The following is a 20,037-nucleotide window of genomic DNA, read 5'->3' as shown; positions in this document are numbered from 1 at the left end:
GAATCAGGTGAGCAGCTATAAAGTTTTCTCACAAGAACCGCTAAGTGGTGGAGATATTTTTAAATTATCATTAAAGATTTCTACAACGACGGGGCCTTTATTTTCATCTTTTGCATAGTATGCACAGGACTTGTCCCCAGTATAGGTTTTACCTGCCTTTTTGAAACTGTAATACCAGGAGTCATGGGTAGCGGCACCGGATTCAAAACTAGCAGATTCAGATTGTTCGCCAATATTCAAGTCGAAATGAACCTCCATTTCCGGAGAGTCTTTAAATCTCACATATCCGGTGATTTTATCGTTGGAGTTATTTTTAACGTAAAATGAACCCTTAGTTGTCATAATTTTTCCTCTTTTTTAATTTCTATACGTGATAGAACGGCCAAATGACGTTCTGTTAATATATGCTTTTTAAGATGCATATTGATGTTAAATGATGGTCTTATTAGTTCTAAGGTGATTAAACTTATCCTTAGCGTATTTTTCTTTTATACCGATTAAGTCGCGGTAGCTTCGATCAAAATAAACGCTTGTCGGAATTGCCGGATCTTTAAAGCTGATGAAGGCACCATAGGTTCCCGGTATATCAGCTTCTCTGGCTTTATCAATCCAGTCCATGGCTCTGTTTACATCAACAAGTACTGGGTTATTTTGTAGTTCTAGTTTTTGCTTTATCTCTTCATTCCACCAGGTTTGGTATTGGACTGTATATTGACACTGGCGGTAGGGGAAAGATATGTCTTCAAGGTCGTCTGAGTGATGATAAAAACTGCCAGTGATCGCCCCTAAGGTTACGTAACTAAATAGCCCTTGATCGCGGTTTTCTGGCTTTATCAAAGGTGAAGTTAAGCTTTGCAAAAGTGCAGTGTAGCCCTCTGGTTTAAGACCTCGCTCTGACACCAATCGCGAAGTGATTTTGTGAGGTGCTGGGGCGTCATAATCTGGAGGGAAAGGAGAACCGCTTTGACACAAAGAATCGCGCCCCCATGTGCTCATCAGGGAGTGATCGTATTTCTTCCCGTCAAAGTCAGTGCCATGTGCTTCATAGACTTGAACTAAATCAGGGAAGCAAGCGCCAAATTGAACGGCTATAAATTGGTGAAGATCTTGTTCTGTTCCTTCCCAGTAGCCATACATGGTGCAGTGATGGCTGATGGTTTCGAGATCACAGTGGTTAGATGATTCAGGCAGAGCATCAATTTGCAAGTTGGTGCCGAGAAGTTTAGTCGTATCGAGACTTTTTATAGCCTGCTCCCAATTTTTTAGCACATCTATGGTAGGGTGAGTTGGTATTGGCTGAAGCGTGCCGTTGATTTTTTGATAAAGGTTCCACTGAAGCTCGAAGCGGTGGATCTCTTTGGGTAAAGGGAATGTTTTTACGCGTAGCTCGGTAACAATGCCATAGCTCATGCCTCCGCCGCCTCTTAGTGCCCAAAATAGGTGAGGGTTGGACTCTGCTGAGACTTCTGTGATCGTACCATCACCCAGTACCACGGTTGCACTCACTAGGTGCTCACAACACATGCCGTATTTTCGCGTCCAAGGGCCCCATCCTCCGCCTTGGATATAGCCAGTCAACCCAACTGTGGCACAGGTTCCATGTGCAATCATTCGATCATGCTCTGCAAGTTTTGGTGTCAGTTGATAGAAGCGATAGCCAGCACCAATGGTGGCAATATTGTCACACAATTGGAAGGTCTTAATTCTGCTCACGTCAATCAAAATGACGTTGTCACCACTGCATTCACCTGCGTGATCATGCCCTCCTGAGCGAACACGAATCGGGAGATTGAATTGAGTTGCTGTTAGATAGGCTTGCTGAACTTCTTGCGTACTTTCGCACATGACAATGACAAAGGGTTGGTGTTGATAGCGAGTATTGAAGATGAGTGACTCGACTTGATATTGGTTCAAACCGGGAACCGGTGAAACCGTGTTTTCAAGAGGTGTCAGTAATCGTTCTTTAGGAAAACCGCACTTATCCATTTTCTGAATAAACAGTTTGGCATTATTGACTGAGATTGAGTACGCGCTAAGTACAGCGAGGCGTTGTATTTGAGGGTTAGGGTACTGTTCTACCACTTGGTTTTCTTTCGTTCCCTGCATCCATTCATGTTCCATTATTTTTTCCATTTGGCTTATGTATTGAATAGTTGTTTAAATATTAAACCGAATGCATATTTTCACCATATCAGTTTGGTATCAGTTGTTCTGTACAAATCGCCAAAAGCATCAGCGAGAGAGCAACAATATCTGGTTGATGAAAAGAACGATCGGCATCTGCGTGACCGTGGATAATTTATGTAGTCAAGTAGATCTGAGCCTAAATTGATACTGAACCAGAATGACGTGTTATCTACATTGAATGGGTCACTAACGACAATAAATTCAGTTGGAGAACACAATGAAAATGGACTCAAAAGAATCACAAGCAATTTTTACTGCTCATTATCAAATTGGTAACGGCTTACCTGGAGGAGTGAGCTTCGATGTTAATCTACTCGTGGCCAGCGAAGACAAATCAATAGTGGGTAAAGGACATATCTTTCAGGCCGTTAACCCACCGTTAAATGTGGTGTCTGATCTCAATGGTAGTTTCAACTATCAATGCACGATGCGTGATTGTCATATCATGGTGACGTTGCAGGGCTACCAGCCTTATCTAGGCATTGCTCCTTTAGGAGCTGATCTTCATAACGTAACGCTCAACCTCCTACTTAATGATGATTGGAAGTCAGGCGTGGCATTCTATCGATATAAAAATAGTTCAGGTAAATGGATTGAAGCAGCAAATCAACGCGTTACTCTACTTTTGCCTGAGCATGTTCCTAGCATCGAGAACTTTAAGGTGGAGCAAAATGATCTTGCGCCAGCATAAATCTCATCAGCGATGACACTGTGCCAAAACACAGATATTCGATGGTTTCGAATATCTGTGTTTGACGAGGTAAATCGAGTAAACACGATGACTTGACGGTGCAATTAATCGACTTTCTTCGTTTATTGAATATTTCATGGTTGAGTAGATGTGGAGAGCCAATGGTCGAGCTCATCAACACTAATTTGAGCCTGATTCAGTTGATGCTTACGCGCGGCCTGATTGAAGTTTAACAACTCAGAGACGGAGCTGGACTGGTCGAGTAAGGCAAGCATCAGATTCGCTTGTTCAATATAAAAATCACCCCATGGATGCGGATCTTCTTGGGTGAAGTTAGACAGCTTATCGCGATATTTTCGAAGTAGCGTAGGCTGCTTATACTGCCACGCTACTTGGATTCCTTGTTGGTAAAAGCGTAAATAGTTATGACCAACACAGGTAGATTCTAGCCAAGCCTCACCAGTGCGCAAAGCGGAGAGGGCCGTTGATTCATCGCCACAAATAAGTGCCTTGGTAGATACGAGCCAAGGACCAATAAAATTGTGTAGCTTATTGATATGAACAAGATCTAGAGCCGTGTCGATGTCCGAAAGGGCTTTCTCCTCTTTTCCCTGATACCAGTGCAATCTTGCACTGGACTCCAAAAGAAAAGCGACAAATCGATGAGCATTAAGCTGTTTTGAAAGTTGTAGAGCGGTCGAGATTTCGTTTTCAGCTTGCACCAAGACATTACGGTCGAGAAAGATCCATGCAGCCGTAAGCCTAGAAACAATTTCTGCTCGGCGGTTTGCCGTGAGATAGGCAAGATTCGAGGCATGCTGAGCCTGTTTTAGTGCTTCGTCAGATTGCAGTTGATAGATCATCACTGTTGCCAGCATGTAGCGATTGGCAGTTTCAATCGAAAGCAACTGATGCTCTTCACACAGTTGCAAACACTCGGTTAAGTGCTCGTATGAGCGAGCCATTTTTCCTTGTGCGTAGGCACAATCACCGAGGCCGCCAAGCGATTTTGCTTTCGCGCGAAAACAGTTTGCTCGCTGACTGTAATCTAATGCAAGTAAATGTTCTTTCTCACATTCGTCTAGCCGCCCAGTAGGGAACAGCATATTACCTCTCATCGAATGGATTTCACACAAAGATTTATTTAACGTCAGCTTTTCGCACAGGGCTTGGGCTTGGTCTAAAATCGACATCGCTTGTACAAAGTTGTCGGTTAAGCGGTAGGGGTTAATGAGGTCTAAATAGTATTGAACACGTTCAGGATCATTTTCTGTGTGATGAACCGCTTGCTCAAGAACCTCAATACTCTCTTTGATGCGTCCCATCGAATACAGGCAGTTTCCTTTCATATTTAGTGCATACGCCATCTGTTCTTTAGGTGACTCTTTAATAGCGTACTCAATAAGAGTCAGTGCTTTTTCAAACTGATAATTACTCAGGTAATGTTTGGCGGTCTGTTCAAGAACAGTAAATACACCTTCGACCTTGGCATGATTAATATGGACGGCATATAAGAATCGATCTCGGTTCTCATACCATTTTGCGCAGGCCATGTGTATTTTTGAACACTGTGACTTGTCTATTTGACGGAAAACAGCATTACAAATCAAATCATGATGGAAAAGGTATTGATCGCCATTGAGTTTTACTAAGCCAGCGTCGACTAACTTATCTGGTACGTAGCCGGGAATTCGAGTGATTTCACGCAGTTGCTCCAGTTGAAAGTACTGCCCCAACACAGATGCAGTACAGAGTGCTTGGCGATCTTGGGCTGGAAGTTGAGCTAATTGTATCGAAACTAAATGTTCCAATGACTCCGGAACGTCTTTATCAAACTGAGAACAAAGTAGTGTTTGGCGTAAGTATAGAGGATGGCCTTTCGCAAGCTTTATACAGTCATTGATATGTTTATTCTGTTGGCATGTGATTGAGCAAGCTAACTCGTAAGACTCTTCAGATGATAACTCCCTAAGTTCGATTAGATTCACGTTGGCAAACCAAGATTGTTTGGAACTAAGTCGTTTTTGCTGCCTAAACGTCAGAAAGAGTAAAATATTGGTGTTTGTAATATAAGGTAGCAGTGTCTCAAGAAATGCCAACATTACCTCGTCGGCCCAATGGACATCTTCAACAATAATCAAATGCGGTTTGCTGGTCTGCCGTTGTTGAATTAAGAAAGGGATAGATTGCTCTATCGTTTGTTTCAGCGTTTGGAACTCCATTAAGTTCAGCAGCTGTTTTTCTGATTCGTTGAGTGTTACCCCCATTAACCAATAAAGGCAGAGGTGGAAAGAGGAGGGAATTGATGACTCGACAGTCTGCTGACGAATAGAATCATCGGTATCTTCACGAGTAAATGAACAAATTGCCCGAGTGAATATATTTTGAGGGGACAAGAGATCAGCACTGCCATGATTCAGGATTTGAATCTCAGTGGTTAAACACGAAGAACGACTCAAAGACGAAATGACCTGGTTGAGTAGGCTGGTCTTTCCTATCCCTGCGGTACCAGTAATACAATACGTTTGGCCTGCTTCTTGTTTTTGCCATCGCTTGATTCCGCTATTCAATGTTTCTAGTTCAAGTTTACGCCCTACGAAACAGTCAGTATGGTTTTGGTGTAAGGATACAAAATGCCAGTTGTTGAAGTCTGGCTCTCCTGTTAGAAAAGGTTTTATTGGTCTGGCACAATTGGACGAGATAAAGCAAGGACAAGCAGCTATTTCTCCCCAAGGGATTTTAACTAGGATTTCATTGATTGGGGTTATCGCATTCGGATGTTCCGATAGCTCAGTGATTCGATGCATGTATTTCACATTGATAAAAGACCGAATCGAAGCCGAAAGAGCAACCTTTAATTGAAGGGCTAGTTGTCGAATTCGCTCAAAAATATATTCGTCCGATTCCTGTAAAGACCAAGTAAGAACAAACGTTCGGTTTTGTATTATGGGTGTAGTGTTTTGGCTGAGAAGTAAGGTTTGCAGAGCCTTTGCGGTCAAATCACACTTTGCTTCGATTGCAAAAATAAAAAAATATGGTGGTGATGAAGATACATTTGTAAATAATGGTTCTGAGGCCCGATCTATTAAAAGGTCCTCTACGGGGACAGAAAAGTATTCTGCGAGATTGGATGCGGTACGATACAGCACATTCGCCCCAGACTCTGCTCGCTTTATAGAAGCAATAGATACGACAAAACCCTGTTGAAAGCATTCTTCCGCCAGTCTTTCTTGGCTCAGTCCTAATTTCTTTCTCAGTTCTTTGAGTCGTAATACGTTGAGTGGAATTCTTCCATCCCTATTTGCCATATTTCACTCCGTTGTAACGTATAGCTTTTCCCAGTAAACCTGAATCGATTGGATATGTTGATTGAATAAATTTATCTTATTTCACCACATATAATACTAGTAGTTAAAATGTTATATACGAAAATGAAATGGGCATTTTAATCTTCAAACCACCTTAATTCATTGTTATATTAGTGGTGTTTTTTTATTAATAATTTTGATATTTATTTTTGTGAGTTCATGTTTTTCTTAATAAGTTTTTTGAAATATCTTTAAACTTATATCTTTTAAAAGATTGCACACCTTAAACTTATATTGGACTTCATTAAACTTTAAAAATTAAATTCTTTAATTTTAGAGATATAAATTGACAATCTTATTTTTAGTGTTTTTTTTGATCTCTATTCTGGCTAACTGATTTTTTCTAGTCTATAAATCAAATATCGGCAATTTCAAAATAACTGCCGAAAAAATTATTTTAATTTCAATATTATAAATAGTTGGCTTTATACTATGGATATTGGCTTTTTCTGCCTGTTAAAAGGCTTTCATATTACACCACACTTGAGTGCCGCGCTTACCTCTATTAAGGAGACTGCGTGGCTGCCATATGTCAAACGATCTTGCCATCGAGGGGATTGGCAAGCGCTTGCTTTAGAAGAATCCTATCGAAAGGCCTATTACCCTAACTATTTACTACTCTCTGAATTTACAGGATTAGAACTGTTTTTATCTCAATTTTTCTGCCCAATTTTGTCAGTACGGTTTATGAAGTTAGAGCCGGGAGCTGAGATATTGTAACGCGGACCTCTGGCATATGTTTTTCTCAAGTACAGGTGTGTTACATCATTAACTACTGCTACAGCGGCAAGTGAGGTTCATGAATTATGCAAAAAGGCTCATCTATAGAATTCTACCAGCAACGTCCTCAATCTCGTGAGACGGTCGGTGTTGAAGAAGTGCAGCAACAAACTCAACAGTTTGGTTTTGCTGAACCCGAAATGGATGAGCTGCTTAAGTACTCATTACGGACTCAACTTGAGGCTATGCTCCAAAACCAACTCAGCACGGCTGAACGCCGACGACAACTGAAAGAGAGTTTCGCTGCGGCAGTTGAGCTCGTATTGAAGGAGACGAAAGTTGAGCACCGAACACTGGTGCAAGCCTTTCAGACCATGTATGGCAACGCTTGCCAATCTCTTTCTCTGGCTAAACTCACTCAAGAGGAACTGACCCGACAGTACATTTCCACGTCTGGGCTGGTGATGTCCCCACTTAACTGTAAACACACCATCAAAGATGTGTACCGAATTAAAGGCTTTGCGTGTGGTATAAACAAAGCTATCCAACATATGCTTGCCAACAAGTCACAGGTTAAAGTGCTTTATCCAGCTTGCGGCCCCTTTGCACCATTGCTGCTGCCTTTACTTGCTCACTACAAACAAAGTGATCGAATTAGCGCAGAGCAGCTTCAGGTGACACTAGTAGATATTCACCCCGGAGCCATTAAAGCACTCAATCAATTGATCGCGGATCTCGATATCGCAGACTACATTGAAGCCTTAGTGGAAGAAGATGCTACCCAATTTTCGCCAACTCAAACGTTTGATCTCCTGATACTTGAAGCGATGCAGCATGGCTTTAGTCGGGAAGGGTTCCTCAGCATCGCGAAACATTTGGTTCAATATTTACATATTCAAGGCGAAATGATCCCCAATCAGGTATCTGTGCGCGCCATGATGGTCATCGGGGAGACGGAATTTAATCAACAATGGGAAAAAGCAGAGTATGCACATTCCAACCATTGCCAGCCGGAAGCGATCGATGATCGAATTGATCTGGGAGAAATTCTTAACGTCAATAAAGCCATGTTGCTCAGAAGCGAGATTTTTGAGCTAGATGGTGGAATAAAAATGCTGCAAGGCAACACCATTGAGCTGCCGAAAGATGTGCCAGATATGGCAAAACGTATCCTCGCCATTTACAGCCATATCGATACTTACGGAGATGCGATGGTCGGACAATACGACTCTGGTATTACCCATCCTAAACCCGACATGACTTTTTATGTGGATGCCAAGCCCAAAGCTGTTGAACACCATTACTTCGAAGCGAGGGGAGGGGATAAGGTCAGTTTCTATTATCAGTTAACCGGATTGCCAGGTTTTGTCGCCACCCATGGATGATTTCGATATGCAGCAAAAATACGTCGTTTTTACAGGAAGTTGTTACGCCTTGCCCATCATTCAGTTGTTGGCACAACAGCATAGATTGGCGGGCGTGGTAGTACCTGAAGGAGAACTAAATCCTGACTTACAGCAGCTACAGAGCTATCTGAGCGCTCAATCGATTCATATTGCTCAGTATACCGCCAATGACAGCAGTGCTTTGATAGCGCAACTCGATGCTTGGCGAGTCACGGATGGCGTCATCTATTTGTTCAGGCACATAGTTCATTCCTCGCTGTGTCAGTTTTTCAACGGAAACTTGTACAACATTCATCCGGGAAAGCTGCCCGAGTATCGAGGCCCGATGCCTCTCTATTGGCAATTAAGAGACGGTTTAGACACCTTTAGCCTCACCCTGCATCGTCTTGAGGCATCGGCTGATTCCGGCGCTATAGGAATGGAGTTAGAGGTACCATTTCACCCGTTTGAGACCTTAACCAGTGCTCAGCAAAAAGCGTCACAAATGACGGCTAAGCTGATGTATGACTTCCTCATCGCGCAACAAAAGCAAGGGCTGGTTTGGCGTGAGCAAGTATCAAACCCCAACGAAGTGGCACGAGCAGTAAACCAACATGATCTGCACATTCGTTGGAACGTGCAAACGAGTCGCGAAATCGTCAACTTAGTGCGAGCAGGCAATCATGACTTCGGAGGTGCGATGTTGAGCTTGCCAAATGGTGTCGCCAATGTTTTGCAAGCAAGCGCAGTGGAGACTTCTTTAGTTGGTGTTGAGGCGGGGAGCATTCTCGAGATCAGCCCACAACATGGGTTACAAGTGAAAACGTTAGATAGCGCCATATCAATAGATGTTATTGCTACACAGCAAGGCGTGTTTTCGGGTTATCGCTACGCGCAAATGGCTGGGCTGGACGCTGGGATGTCATTGCTTCAGCGCTCTTCGGCCTGCGAGTAAAGAAATATCTCAATACGGCTCTTTGCGGCATTAATGAAGCCCTTAACGGTATTTAGTAATGCGAGATTGGAAAGTTTTAACCAACCACACCAATTACGTTATGGGTTGGTTTTAACTTAAGTGTATACGTTAAAAGGAAGAACAGTATGGCTACAGAACCGTATCTTGGGACACTAACCGCATTTGGCGGCAATTTTGTAATTAGAAATTGGGCAATGTGCTCGGGGCAAATGCAGGCAATTGAAGATAATCCAGCGCTCTTCTCTCTAGTTAGCACTCTATACGGAGGTGACGCCCGAACTACCTTTGGTTTACCTGATTTGCGTGGCCGCAGTCCAGTTGGTGTAGGCACACGACCTGGGGGGATGGATTATCATCAGGGAGAAAGATTGGGTACTGAACTGGTAACTATTGATATAACTCAAATGCCAGCACACTTACATACGGCAATTTTTACCCCTCTTGGCACTTCTGCACCTGTAACAGGCAGGATGAAGGTTGCTACCAATGCTGCAAATACACAGGTACCTGATAGTAATTCGTATATAGCGCAAAACTCTACCCCCGGGTTCTATAAACCGACGTTTCAGCAACCAGATTTGACCGAGATCGAAGGCTTAAGTGTTTCTGGTGGTGGCTCGGGCGGAGGTACTGTAACTGTGACTAAAACAGGCGGTTCAATGCCACTTAATATTTTGAGCCCGGTATTGCCGATTAATTGGTTAATTGCCACTGCGGGAGTATACCCACCGCACAGCTAATCAACCAAGAAAGAATTGGCTGAATCTTTCGCTAATCCTTTCCTATAAAAAATTAAATATTTAAGTTGATTATGATAACCCGGCCATGTTGATAAGGCCGTCATCTTCAGGAGAGGAAAATGAGATTACATCGTCAGGTTGCGATCGCAATTACAACAGCATGGGTGTTCTCAGCGTTTTTTTCCGGTGGAGTCTGGGCTGCACAGCAAACGATTAACTACTCTAATGGTTCAGGTTCCAATTTTAGTGAGGTGGAGACCGGCGTCACAGGGGGTATGCCCTCAGTCACTCTTACCAATGCAGGTGCTGTATCTATGGTATTAGATGCGGGCACTAGCTCGGATGGCACTCCGTTTACTGGCCTAAATGACCTCGGGTTTGTAGCTGGTGTTCTTTACTCAAATACCATGATTAATGAGTTCAACAATCGTGGCTTCCGCTTTTTTGAGAAATCAAGTACTAACTTCAGTTTCGACGAAATTACCTTTATGCAGGGGTCGGCCCGAGACTCAGATAAAACGTATCAACTTGTGTTAACTGGCTTCTCTAATGATACTCAAACAGTGACCGAAACTGTCACCTTGCCAAAAGGTGGTGAAGCAAACTCAGGGTTACAGGACTTGTTTACCCTGACCCGTGGTACAGACTTTAATGATTCGGCATGGCAGGACGTTGATACAGTGACTATGGCGTTTACCCGAAGTCCGGGTGCTGACTCTCGTTATCTTATCAGAAGTATCAAGATTGATGACGCTGCGGTTTCAGACTCTACCGCGCCTACTTTTGTCAGTGCGAGCTCAACCCCCACTGATGATGCAACCAATGTTTCTGTTAGCAACAACATCGAGATTGCCTTCGATGAAAATATTGAGCTGAAGAGCGGCAATATTACCATTCGTAATGTTACCGACAGTCGCGACTTTGAAGTATTTAATGTTGCCACCGAAAGCGATGGCACAACAACATCACCAGGCGCTGGTCGCATCAGTGTTACCAACAATAAAGTTTACTTAAACCCAACCAGTGATCTGGCAGGGAACCGGACCTACGCCATTCATATTGAATCCAGTGCCGTGGCTGACAGCGCAAATAATAGCTTCGCTGGGATCAGCGATGATGCCACATTTAACTTTACGACAGTCGATACCACGCCAAATGCGCCATCTACACCCGATTTAGATGCTAGTTCGGATACCGGGCCATTAAATACTGATAATATTACCAGTGACACTACACCAACGTTTAGTGGGATTTCTGAGAGTGGATCGATCGTTACTTTATACAGTGATCAAGTCGGTGGAGGTGCAACGGTTATTGGCACAGGCACTGCTACTGGAGGGAACTGGCAGATAACAACCAATGAGTTGGCGTCTGGTATTACACATGCAATAAGCGCTAAAGCGTCTGATAGCGATGATAATGTTAGCTCGGCATCCAACGCGTTAAGTGTCACCATTGATACAATAGCCCCATCAGCAGTGAGCATTACCACACCGATTGAGGCTGACAGTATCGTCAACGCTGCAGAAGACAACGATGTGTTGATCGCTGGCTCCGACGCGGAAGCAGGCAACAGCGTGACCGTGACTATCACAGACAATAACAGCTCTGTCAGTCGTACGGTGACGGCCGACAACTCAGGCAACTGGACGCTGAGCGGCAGCGAGCTGGATGTCAGTGGCCTGAACAATGGCACCCTGACGGTGTCTGCAACCCAAGCAGATATAGCAGGTAATATCTCCACCGCAGCTAGCCAGAGTGTTACCCTAGACAATGCAGCCCCATCAGCAGTGACCATCACCACGCCGATTGAAACCGATGGTATTGTCAATGCGGCAGAAGACAACGACGTACTGATTGCTGGCTCCGGCGCGGAAGTAGGCAACAGCGTGACCGTGACTATCACGGACAATAACAGTTCTGTCAGTCGTACGGTGACGGCCGATAACTCAGGCAACTGGACGTTGAGCGGCAGTGAGCTTGATGTAAGTGCGTTTAACAACGGCACCCTGACTGTGTCTGCAACCCAAGCAGATATAGCAGGTAATACTTCTACCGCAGCCACCCAGAGTATTACTCTGGACAATGCAGACCCATCTGCTGTAATCATCAATACGCCGATTGAAACTGATGGGGTCGTCAATGCGGCAGAAGACAACGACGTACTGATCGCTGGCTTCAGTGCGGAAGCAGGCAATAGCGTGACCGTGACTATCACGGACAATAACAGCTCTGTCAGCCGTACGGTGACGGCCGACAACTCAGGCAGCTGGACGTTGAGCGGCAGTGAGCTTGATGTCAGTGGCCTGAACAACGGCACACTCATAGTTGCTGTGACGCAATCGGATACGGCGGGTAATACCTCCAGAGTGACCACCCAGAGCATTACCTTAGATAACGCCGCACCATCAGCTGTGACCATCACTACACCGATTGAAACCGATGGTATTGTTAATGCAGTGGAAGATAACGATGTGTTGATTGCTGGCTCCGGCGCGGAAGCAGGCAACAGCGTGACCGTGACTATCACGGATAACAACAGCTCTGTCAGTCGTACGGTGACGACCGACAACTCAGGCAACTGGACGTTGAGCGGCAGCGAGCTGGATATCAGTGGCTTGAGCAATGGCACCCTGACTGTGTCTGCAACCCAAGCTGATATAGCAGGTAATATCTCCACCGTAGCCACCCAGAGCGTAACCCTAGATAACGCAGCGCCATCCGCTGTTACCATTTCCACGCCGATTGCAATCGACGGTATCGTCAATGCGGCAGAAGACAATGATGTGCTGATTGCTGGCTCCGGCGCGGAGGCTGGCAATAGTGTGACCGTGACCATCACGGACAATAACAACTCAGTCAGTCGTACGGTGACGGCCGACAATACCGGGGCTTGGACGACTATTGGCAGTGAGTTTGATGTAAGTGCGTTTAACAACGGCACCCTGACGGTCGCGGCGAGCCAGAGCGATGCGGCGGGCAACACCTCCAGTATAGATAGCACAACAATTACGTTAGATAACGTGAGGCCAACTGTTTCTTTGAGCAGCTCAGACCTTGATTTGATCTCTGGCGAAACGGCGAGTATCACGTTCACCTTAAGTGAGTCCTCAAGTGACTTTACTGAGTCAGATGTCACCGTCACTGGCGGCAGTTTGTCTAACTTTGCGGGCAGCGGTGACAATTACACGGCCACCTTTACGCCGGATAGAGACAGTACAAGTACAGCGACGATTAACGTGGCGGCAGATTTCTTTACCGATGCTGCCGGGAATAGCAACACTGCTGCGCCTCAACTGTCTATAACCGTTGATAGTTTAGTGCCGAGTGTGACTATCTCCAGTGATAAATTGGCGCTGAAAGCGGACGAAACGGCGACCATTACCTTTACCTTAAGTGAAGCGTCGAGCGATTTTACCGAGGCGGATATCACGGTTAGTGGCGGTACTTTGTCTGGTTTTGCTGGCAGTGGTAGCAGCTACACTGCGACCTTTACACCAACGGAAGAGAGTGCGACGAGCGGTACTATTGAAGTTGCCACAGGCACATTTACCGATGCCTCTGGTAACACCAATAGTGCAGCTACACCACTTTCCATCAGCGTCGATACTGTGCTTCCAACCGTTAGTATCACTAGCTCCAGCGCTGCGTTGAAAGCGGGTGAAACGGCAACACTCACGTTTACCTTGAGTGAAGCCGCAACTGATTTTTCCGAAGCCGATGTGACCGTGGCTGGAGGAACTCTTTCTAACTTTGCGGGCAGTAGCGCCAGTTACACGGCTACCTTTACACCTGCAGAAGAAAGCACTGAGGATGCAACTATTGATGTTGCAGCCGAGAAATTTAGCGACGCAGCTGGCAACCTCAATACAGCAGCGACTCAGTTGTTGATCTCAGTGGATACGGGGATCCCGACTGGACATAGCATCAGTATTGATCAGGAGAGCATTAACAAAACCAACGAACAGGCGATGAGCTTTACCTTCGCAGCAGCTGAAGTGAACGCGATGTTCACTTATAGCGTGACCGACGGTACCACGACCATTGACGGCGCTAGTCAAACAATTTCTTCGGAGACCATGCAAGTAACGGGCATTGACGTCACTGTTTTGCAAGAGGGGACGTTGACAGTAAGCGTGGTGGTAACCGATGTCGCAGGCAACGCATCTGATGCAGTGACGGATACTGTGACCAAACGCTACGATGTCGCGCCAACGGTAGTTGATGATAGCTTCTCGACTGAGGAAGATACGGCGAAACAATTTAATCTGTTAGCCAACGATTCCGATGTTAATGATGACATGGTCGCTTCTTCTACAACGATTAAAACGCAACCAATTAAAGGTCAGGTGTCGATCAGCAACGGCGTTGTTACCTATACGCCAAATAATAATGAGACAGGCACAGATAGCTTTACCTATACCGTGAAAGATGCCCTGCTGCAGGAGTCGCAAGAGGCGACAGTGACCGTCACTATCATGGCTATAAATGATGCGCCAGTCGCTAAAGCGCTGACCATCAACACCGACGAAGATACCGCAAGCGCAGCAGTCAGCGCGCGTAGTCAAGCGGAGGATGTTGAAGATGGCATCCCAACGGGTGATTTATCGTTAGTTAGTTTGCCTCAAAAAGGACAAGTAGCCATTGATCAAACTGTAGGCACTTTTGTATATACGCCGAATCCGAATGAAAATGGTAGCGATAGCTTTACTTACACGATCGCAGACAGTGAAGGCGGCGTTTCTCTTGCGGCCACGGTCAGCGTCAATATCGGTTCCGTCAATGACTCACCAGTAGCGGAGGAAGACAGTTTTACTTTTGATGAAGATATCACATCGACACTCGATATTTTAAGTAACGACAGTGATATTGAAGATGGGTCATTCACCCCGAGTAGTATTACCCTGCAAGATCTTGGTCAAGGAGAGGGGGTATACAGTTTTGCCACGGTCAGTGTCAATGTCGATGGGACCTTAAAGATTGTGCCAACAGCGAACGTTAATGGTCAACATAGCTTTACCTACATGCTAACCGATAGTGGTCAAGCAGTCTCAGTGCCTGCAACCGTCACGCTCAATATTACGCCAGTGAATGATGCCCCCGTTGCTGTTGATAACAGTGCACAACTACTAGAGGGAGGCTCCTTCGAGGTCAATGTATTAGGCAATGATAGTGATGCCGATGTTGGAGACAGTTTTGAACTCACTAGTGTCACAGTCGTCGATACGCCAGCACATGGCAGTGTGAACGTGACGGCGTCAGGAGCGATTGTTTACAACCCCAATGAGAACTACTTCGGTGAAGATAGCTTCACCTATACGGTGGCAGACTTAGCAGGTGCTGTATCTAACGCCGCAACAGTGACCATGACAGTAACACCAGTCAACGACGCACCAATGGCGCAAGCACAGTCACAAACGCTTGATGAAGACAATAGTTTGGTGATCACGCTGGTTGGTTCAGATATTGATAACGATGATGACACTCTGCAGTATCTTATCACTGAGCAAGTCAGTCATGGCGTGCTAGAGCAGTTGACCAATAATAGTTGGCGCTATACACCAGAAGCGGACTTCAATGGCTCCGACTTCTTCTTGTTCAAGGTCAACGACGGTGATCTCGACTCGACAGAGGTTCGTGTCGATTTGACGGTTAATGCAGTCAACGATACACCAACCGCGACCGATATCAGTGCTACGGGAGAGGAAGAAATACCGCTGACCATTACTTTAAATGGTAACGATGCAGAAGGCTCATCTTTGAGCTATCAAATTGTAAAATCGCCAGTCAACGGTAATGTTACCGTCACAGGCAATCACGCGGTTTATACGGGTAACAGTAACTTCTTTGGTCAGGACAGTTTCACTTACAGCGTAAGTGACGGAGAACTTACCTCTGGAGTGGCGTTAGTGACCATCACGGTGAATAACGTTAATGACGCGCCAGTGATTACGGGTACCCCATCGGCGCAAGTTGATGAAGATAGTGTGTATCAGTTTGTGCCCGCGGCATTGGACAATGACCCAGCGGATACTCTGACCTACTTGATAGCTAACAAGCCACCTTGGGCTACATTTGACAAGACAACAGGAGCGCTTTCTGGCACGCCAAGTAACCGTTATGTGGGGACTTATCCAGGTATCGTGATTAGCGTATCCGATGGCACTATTTCTTCCTCATTGTCAGCTTTTTCGATTACTGTGAATAACGTTAACGATGCACCCGTTATCTCTGGTTCACCAGCAACACAAGTGAATGAAGACAGCACCTATCTGTTCACGCCACAAGTGTCAGATGTTGACAGCCAAGCCTTCACCTTCAGTATCGTGAACAAGCCATCTTGGGCTAGCTTTGATGCATCAACAGGCACGCTTAGTGGTACACCAGATAATGGTGATGTTGGCAAATATCAGGGCATTGTTATCTCGGTTTCTGATGGTCTCACGACCACAATGCTCAATAGATTCAGTATTGTGGTTAACAATGTCAATGACGCGCCAGTGATCAGTGGCACTCCTGCTCTTACCGTCAACGAAGGCAGTACGTACCGCTTTGCGCTGCAGGCATCGGATGTTGATAGTAGTAGCTTGAGCTTTTCAATCCGCAATAAACCATCATGGGCAACCTTTGATAGAGCAACTGGGTTGCTAAGTGGTACGCCGGAAAATGAGCATGTTGGCAGCACCAATAATATTGTTATTAGTGTCTCAGACGGTGAGCTAAGCACATCTTTAGCAGCGTTTAGCATCACGGTAATCAACGTTAATGATGAGCCAGTGGCGGTTAATGATACCTATGTCTTTACCGAGAGTAACAATGGTAGCTACTTATTGGATGTACTCAGCAACGACAGCGATGTTGATCTAGATACATTACAACTGGAATGGGTTAAACCTACATCTGGAACGGCAACGATTGTGGGCAGTCAAATCCAATTGGTAACGACCTCAATTGGTACAGTGGCAGTGCAATACAGTGTGAAAGATGGTAACGGTGGAAAGGCCACCGCGAAAGCAATCGTGACAATTAAAAGTGCGAAATTGGACGCACCAACAATAGCCGCACCTTCAGATATCGAAGTGAACGCAACTTCGCTCTTTACTAAAGTTGCATTAGGCTCTGCTGTGGCACGAGATAGTACAGGCAAGCTATTACCTGTTTCATTGGTCGACAGCACGACCTTTTTCCGACCTGGAACTAATACGGTCTATTGGCGCACTCAAGACTCTGATGGAAACGTCGCTGAAGCTAGTCAAACGGTAACAGTGTATCCACTGATAAGTATCTCCAAAGATGCGCAAACCACGGAAGGCACCAATCATAGCGTATCGATACACCTTAACGGTCCTTCGCCGAGCTACCCAGTAATCATACCTTATACGGTTTCAGGAAGCACGGACAGTGATGACCACACGCTCACCTCTGGTGAAGTGGTGATACCTAGTGGTACCGAAGGCAAACTTTCGTTCGAACTACTTAATGATGGACAAAATGAGGGCGTTGAAACCTTAGTGATTGATCTGGACAGCACCCTTAATCTAGGTAGTAAGCGTCGTTACACCTTGACAATCTTTGAAGAGAATGTGGCTCCGAAGGTCACGGTAAGTGTATCTCAGGCGGGGGAGCAGCGGAGCCAAATTGAAAATGGTGTTGAACCGGTCGCAATCACGAGCAGTGTTAGTGATGCCAATATGTCCGATATACACAGTTTCAGATGGAGTAGTGATAGCGATGTACTTAACCAAGCGATTGCGGGGCAGATGTACAGCGAAACATTGACTTTCTCTCCGCAATTACTGAGTTCAGCGATTTACAATTTGCAATTGACAGTTACTGACAATGGCACTCCACAATTATCAGTGACACGGAATGTCTATTTAGAAGTGGTACAAACATTGGCGGAGCTCGGGAGTGAAGACAGTGATGGCGACTTAATCCCGGATGATCAAGAAGGTCATAATGATAGTGATGGTGATGGTATCCCTGATTATCTTGATGCAATTTCTGACTGTAACGTAATTCAACAGGTTGTGTCAGAAAAAGATCGCTTCCTCATTGAGGGGCAGCCAGGTGTCTGTTTACGCAAAGGAATAACCATTCTGACTAACGCAACAGGAGGAGCTTTATTGCTGGATGAGGAGCTTCCTAAAGATATCAACATGAAGAGCATAGGGGGAATCTTTGATTTTGTAGTAACTAATTTGCCGCTGCCCGGCCAAAGCTATCAATTAGTTTTGCCTCAGCGTTTACCTGTTCCAGCAAATGCAGTGTACCGAAAGTATAACGCTGAACAGGGGTGGATAGACTTTATTGAGGATGCTCAAAACACGGTTTCTTCTAGTGCTGGCGAGGCTGGTTATTGTCCGCCACCAGGGCACAGTTCATGGTCACAGGGTCTGACTGAAGGTGACTGGTGTGTACAACTTACCATTGAAGACGGTGGTCCGAACGATGATGACGGATTGGCTAATGGCAGTGTCGTTGACCCTGGCGTCGTTGCCGCTCGTGTAAGCAATAATACACTCCCTCAAGCGATTGACGACAATGCGTTTGTTAGTCTCAATGGTACGGTGACGATCGATGTATTGAGCAATGATGCTGATGCTGATGGTGATGGGCTGAAGGTAAGTCGCGCTTCTGTAGATATTGGTAGTGTTAGTGTGGTTGATAACAAACTAAGTTATGTCACTCAACCACAGTACTACGGGGAGGCTTTGATCACTTATAGCGTAACGGATGGTAATGGTGGAACGGGATCGGCGAAGGTGACGGTAAATGTGGTAAACAGTCAGAATCCGAATGCGGTGGACGATAATATTACCACCGATGATCGTACCCCTGTCACGGTTTATGTCCTTGCTAACGATACCGATCCGGATAACGACACATTGAAGTTGGTTTCAGTCCAAGCGCAGTATGGGCAGGCGGTCATGAATGCAGATCAGAGCGTGACCTATACCCCTACCTCAGGGTTTGAAGGCAATGATGTGTTGACATATATCATTCAGGATAGCCAAGGCCTGCAAGACGCGGGGAAAGTTATAGTGACCGTTAAGTTGGTAAGAGATGTAAAGGTTGAAAATACTTCAGCAGGATCATTGGGTGGCATGGTGTTGATGCTTTTGATTTTGTTAGGAGCCATGCAACGTTATGGAAGAAACAGTGCTCTAGCACTAATTGCTGTGTTTAGTTTTAGTAGTCAAGCGGGCTGGTATGTTGATGTTCAAATGGGGTCAAGCCATGCAGATGAGCGTGATGCTGTTAAAGGTGATAACGTAATCTCTACTGACAACACCGGGTTCTATCGCTCTGTCGGGTTGGGATATACTTTTTCTGATCAATGGTCTGGAACTATTCGTTATATTGATATGGGTGAAGGTAGTGCTACATTGCGTAGTGCTACTACTTCACCAGAAGACTATCACGCCAATGTCGCATCTATAGCCCCACTCCTTGTTAAGGGCATGGGCTTCGACATCGGTTATAAGTTCTGGCAATACAATTCATGGTCCGCAAAACTGAGTTTGGGGGGCTTGTTCTGGGATACCGATATTGAAAGTACGTATCAAGGCAGCAAGATAACGACGGAAGTGGATGGTTTTGATGGATATATTGGTGCAGAAGTTGGCTACAACCTCTCAGATAATTGGGAGATCGGTATCCAAGGCGCTCGTTATTTTTTACATGAAAATGATGTTGATATAATTGCGGTACAACTTCGTTATTTTTTTTGAGCCGTTAACAGCGTATTAACCTAGGGTTTGGTATTTTTCGATAATTTGTATCCTAAGCGATCATGAAGCGATATGGTAAATTACTGGAGATTAATGTCGTGATTGTGATCTTTATTATATAGGTCAATACTCTATAACAAATCCTTAATTACCTTGAAGTCTTTTCTTCTTTAACATCTAGCGAAAGATAGTGTTTTGATAGAGTGTTAAGCAGAACTTACTGTTCGATATTAGAA

8 protein-coding genes are annotated in these 20,037 nt (G+C 45.2%); 5 read left to right on the top strand and 3 right to left on the bottom strand.

The window, feature by feature from the left end:
- Positions 1–15: 15 nt before the first annotated feature.
- Both R7P67_RS06000 and R7P67_RS05995 read right to left on the bottom strand, forming a co-directional pair.
- Positions 16–342, bottom strand: a complete 327-nt coding sequence (locus tag R7P67_RS06000; protein ID WP_005373454.1) for a hypothetical protein — start codon at positions 340–342, stop codon at positions 16–18.
- 87 nt (positions 343–429) lie between these two features.
- Positions 430–2,121, bottom strand: coding sequence for an FAD-binding oxidoreductase (locus tag R7P67_RS05995; RefSeq protein WP_262627223.1), 1,692 nt, complete (start codon positions 2,119–2,121; stop codon positions 430–432).
- Between the two features lie 283 nt (positions 2,122–2,404).
- On the opposite strand from R7P67_RS05995, the gene R7P67_RS05990 reads away from it, so the two are divergent.
- Positions 2,405–2,878 carry a DUF1842 domain-containing protein gene (locus R7P67_RS05990; protein WP_005373450.1) on the top strand — a complete coding sequence of 158 codons (474 nt, stop codon included), beginning with the start codon at positions 2,405–2,407 and terminating at the stop codon, positions 2,876–2,878.
- Between the two features lie 134 nt (positions 2,879–3,012).
- Here the strand turns inward: R7P67_RS05990 and R7P67_RS05985 are convergent, their stop codons facing one another.
- Positions 3,013–5,685 (bottom strand): ATP-binding protein, encoded by a 2,673-nt coding sequence (locus tag R7P67_RS05985; RefSeq protein ID WP_318085910.1) that lies wholly within the window; start codon positions 5,683–5,685, stop codon positions 3,013–3,015.
- A gap of 1,367 nt (positions 5,686–7,052) precedes the next feature.
- On the opposite strand from R7P67_RS05985, the gene R7P67_RS05980 reads away from it, so the two are divergent.
- The 4 genes from R7P67_RS05980 (at position 7,053) to R7P67_RS05965 (ending at position 19,801) form a co-directional block, all read left to right on the top strand.
- Positions 7,053–8,351 carry a hypothetical protein gene (locus R7P67_RS05980; RefSeq protein WP_318085909.1) on the top strand — a complete coding sequence of 433 codons (1,299 nt, stop codon included), beginning with the start codon at positions 7,053–7,055 and terminating at the stop codon, positions 8,349–8,351.
- On the top strand, positions 8,344–9,306 hold the full coding sequence (locus R7P67_RS05975) for a formyltransferase family protein (RefSeq protein WP_213866797.1): 963 nt from the start codon (positions 8,344–8,346) through the stop codon (positions 9,304–9,306). The genes R7P67_RS05980 and R7P67_RS05975 overlap by 8 nt, the downstream gene beginning before the upstream one ends.
- Positions 9,307–9,452: 146 nt before the next feature.
- Complete coding sequence (locus R7P67_RS05970; protein WP_318085908.1) at positions 9,453–10,067, top strand: phage tail protein; 615 nt, start codon at positions 9,453–9,455, stop codon at positions 10,065–10,067.
- Positions 10,068–10,186: 119 nt separating this feature from the next.
- Positions 10,187–19,801 carry an Ig-like domain-containing protein gene (locus tag R7P67_RS05965; RefSeq protein ID WP_318085907.1) on the top strand — a complete coding sequence of 3,205 codons (9,615 nt, stop codon included), beginning with the start codon at positions 10,187–10,189 and terminating at the stop codon, positions 19,799–19,801.
- Positions 19,802–20,037: the final 236 nt, after the last annotated feature.

Source organism: Vibrio sp. Vb0937, from assembly GCF_033338855.1.
The sequence above is the reverse complement of the archived record's forward strand: the minus strand, read 5'-3'. Positions and strand labels throughout refer to the sequence as shown.

Bases quoted from the DNA above. Each gene is read 5' to 3' on its own strand.
- R7P67_RS06000 (WP_005373454.1), bottom strand. From the start codon at position 342: ATGACAACTAAGGGTTCATTTTACGTTAAAAATAACTCCAACGATAAA.
- R7P67_RS05995 (WP_262627223.1), bottom strand. From the start codon at position 2,121: ATGGAACATGAATGGATGCAGGGAACGAAAGAAAACCAAGTGGTAGAA.
- R7P67_RS05990 (WP_005373450.1), top strand. From the start codon at position 2,405: ATGAAAATGGACTCAAAAGAATCACAAGCAATTTTTACTGCTCATTAT.
- R7P67_RS05985 (WP_318085910.1), bottom strand. From the start codon at position 5,685: ATGCATCGAATCACTGAGCTATCGGAACATCCGAATGCGATAACCCCA.
- R7P67_RS05980 (WP_318085909.1), top strand. From the start codon at position 7,053: ATGCAAAAAGGCTCATCTATAGAATTCTACCAGCAACGTCCTCAATCT.
- R7P67_RS05975 (WP_213866797.1), top strand. From the start codon at position 8,344: ATGGATGATTTCGATATGCAGCAAAAATACGTCGTTTTTACAGGAAGT.
- R7P67_RS05970 (WP_318085908.1), top strand. From the start codon at position 9,453: ATGGCTACAGAACCGTATCTTGGGACACTAACCGCATTTGGCGGCAAT.
- R7P67_RS05965 (WP_318085907.1), top strand. From the start codon at position 10,187: ATGAGATTACATCGTCAGGTTGCGATCGCAATTACAACAGCATGGGTG.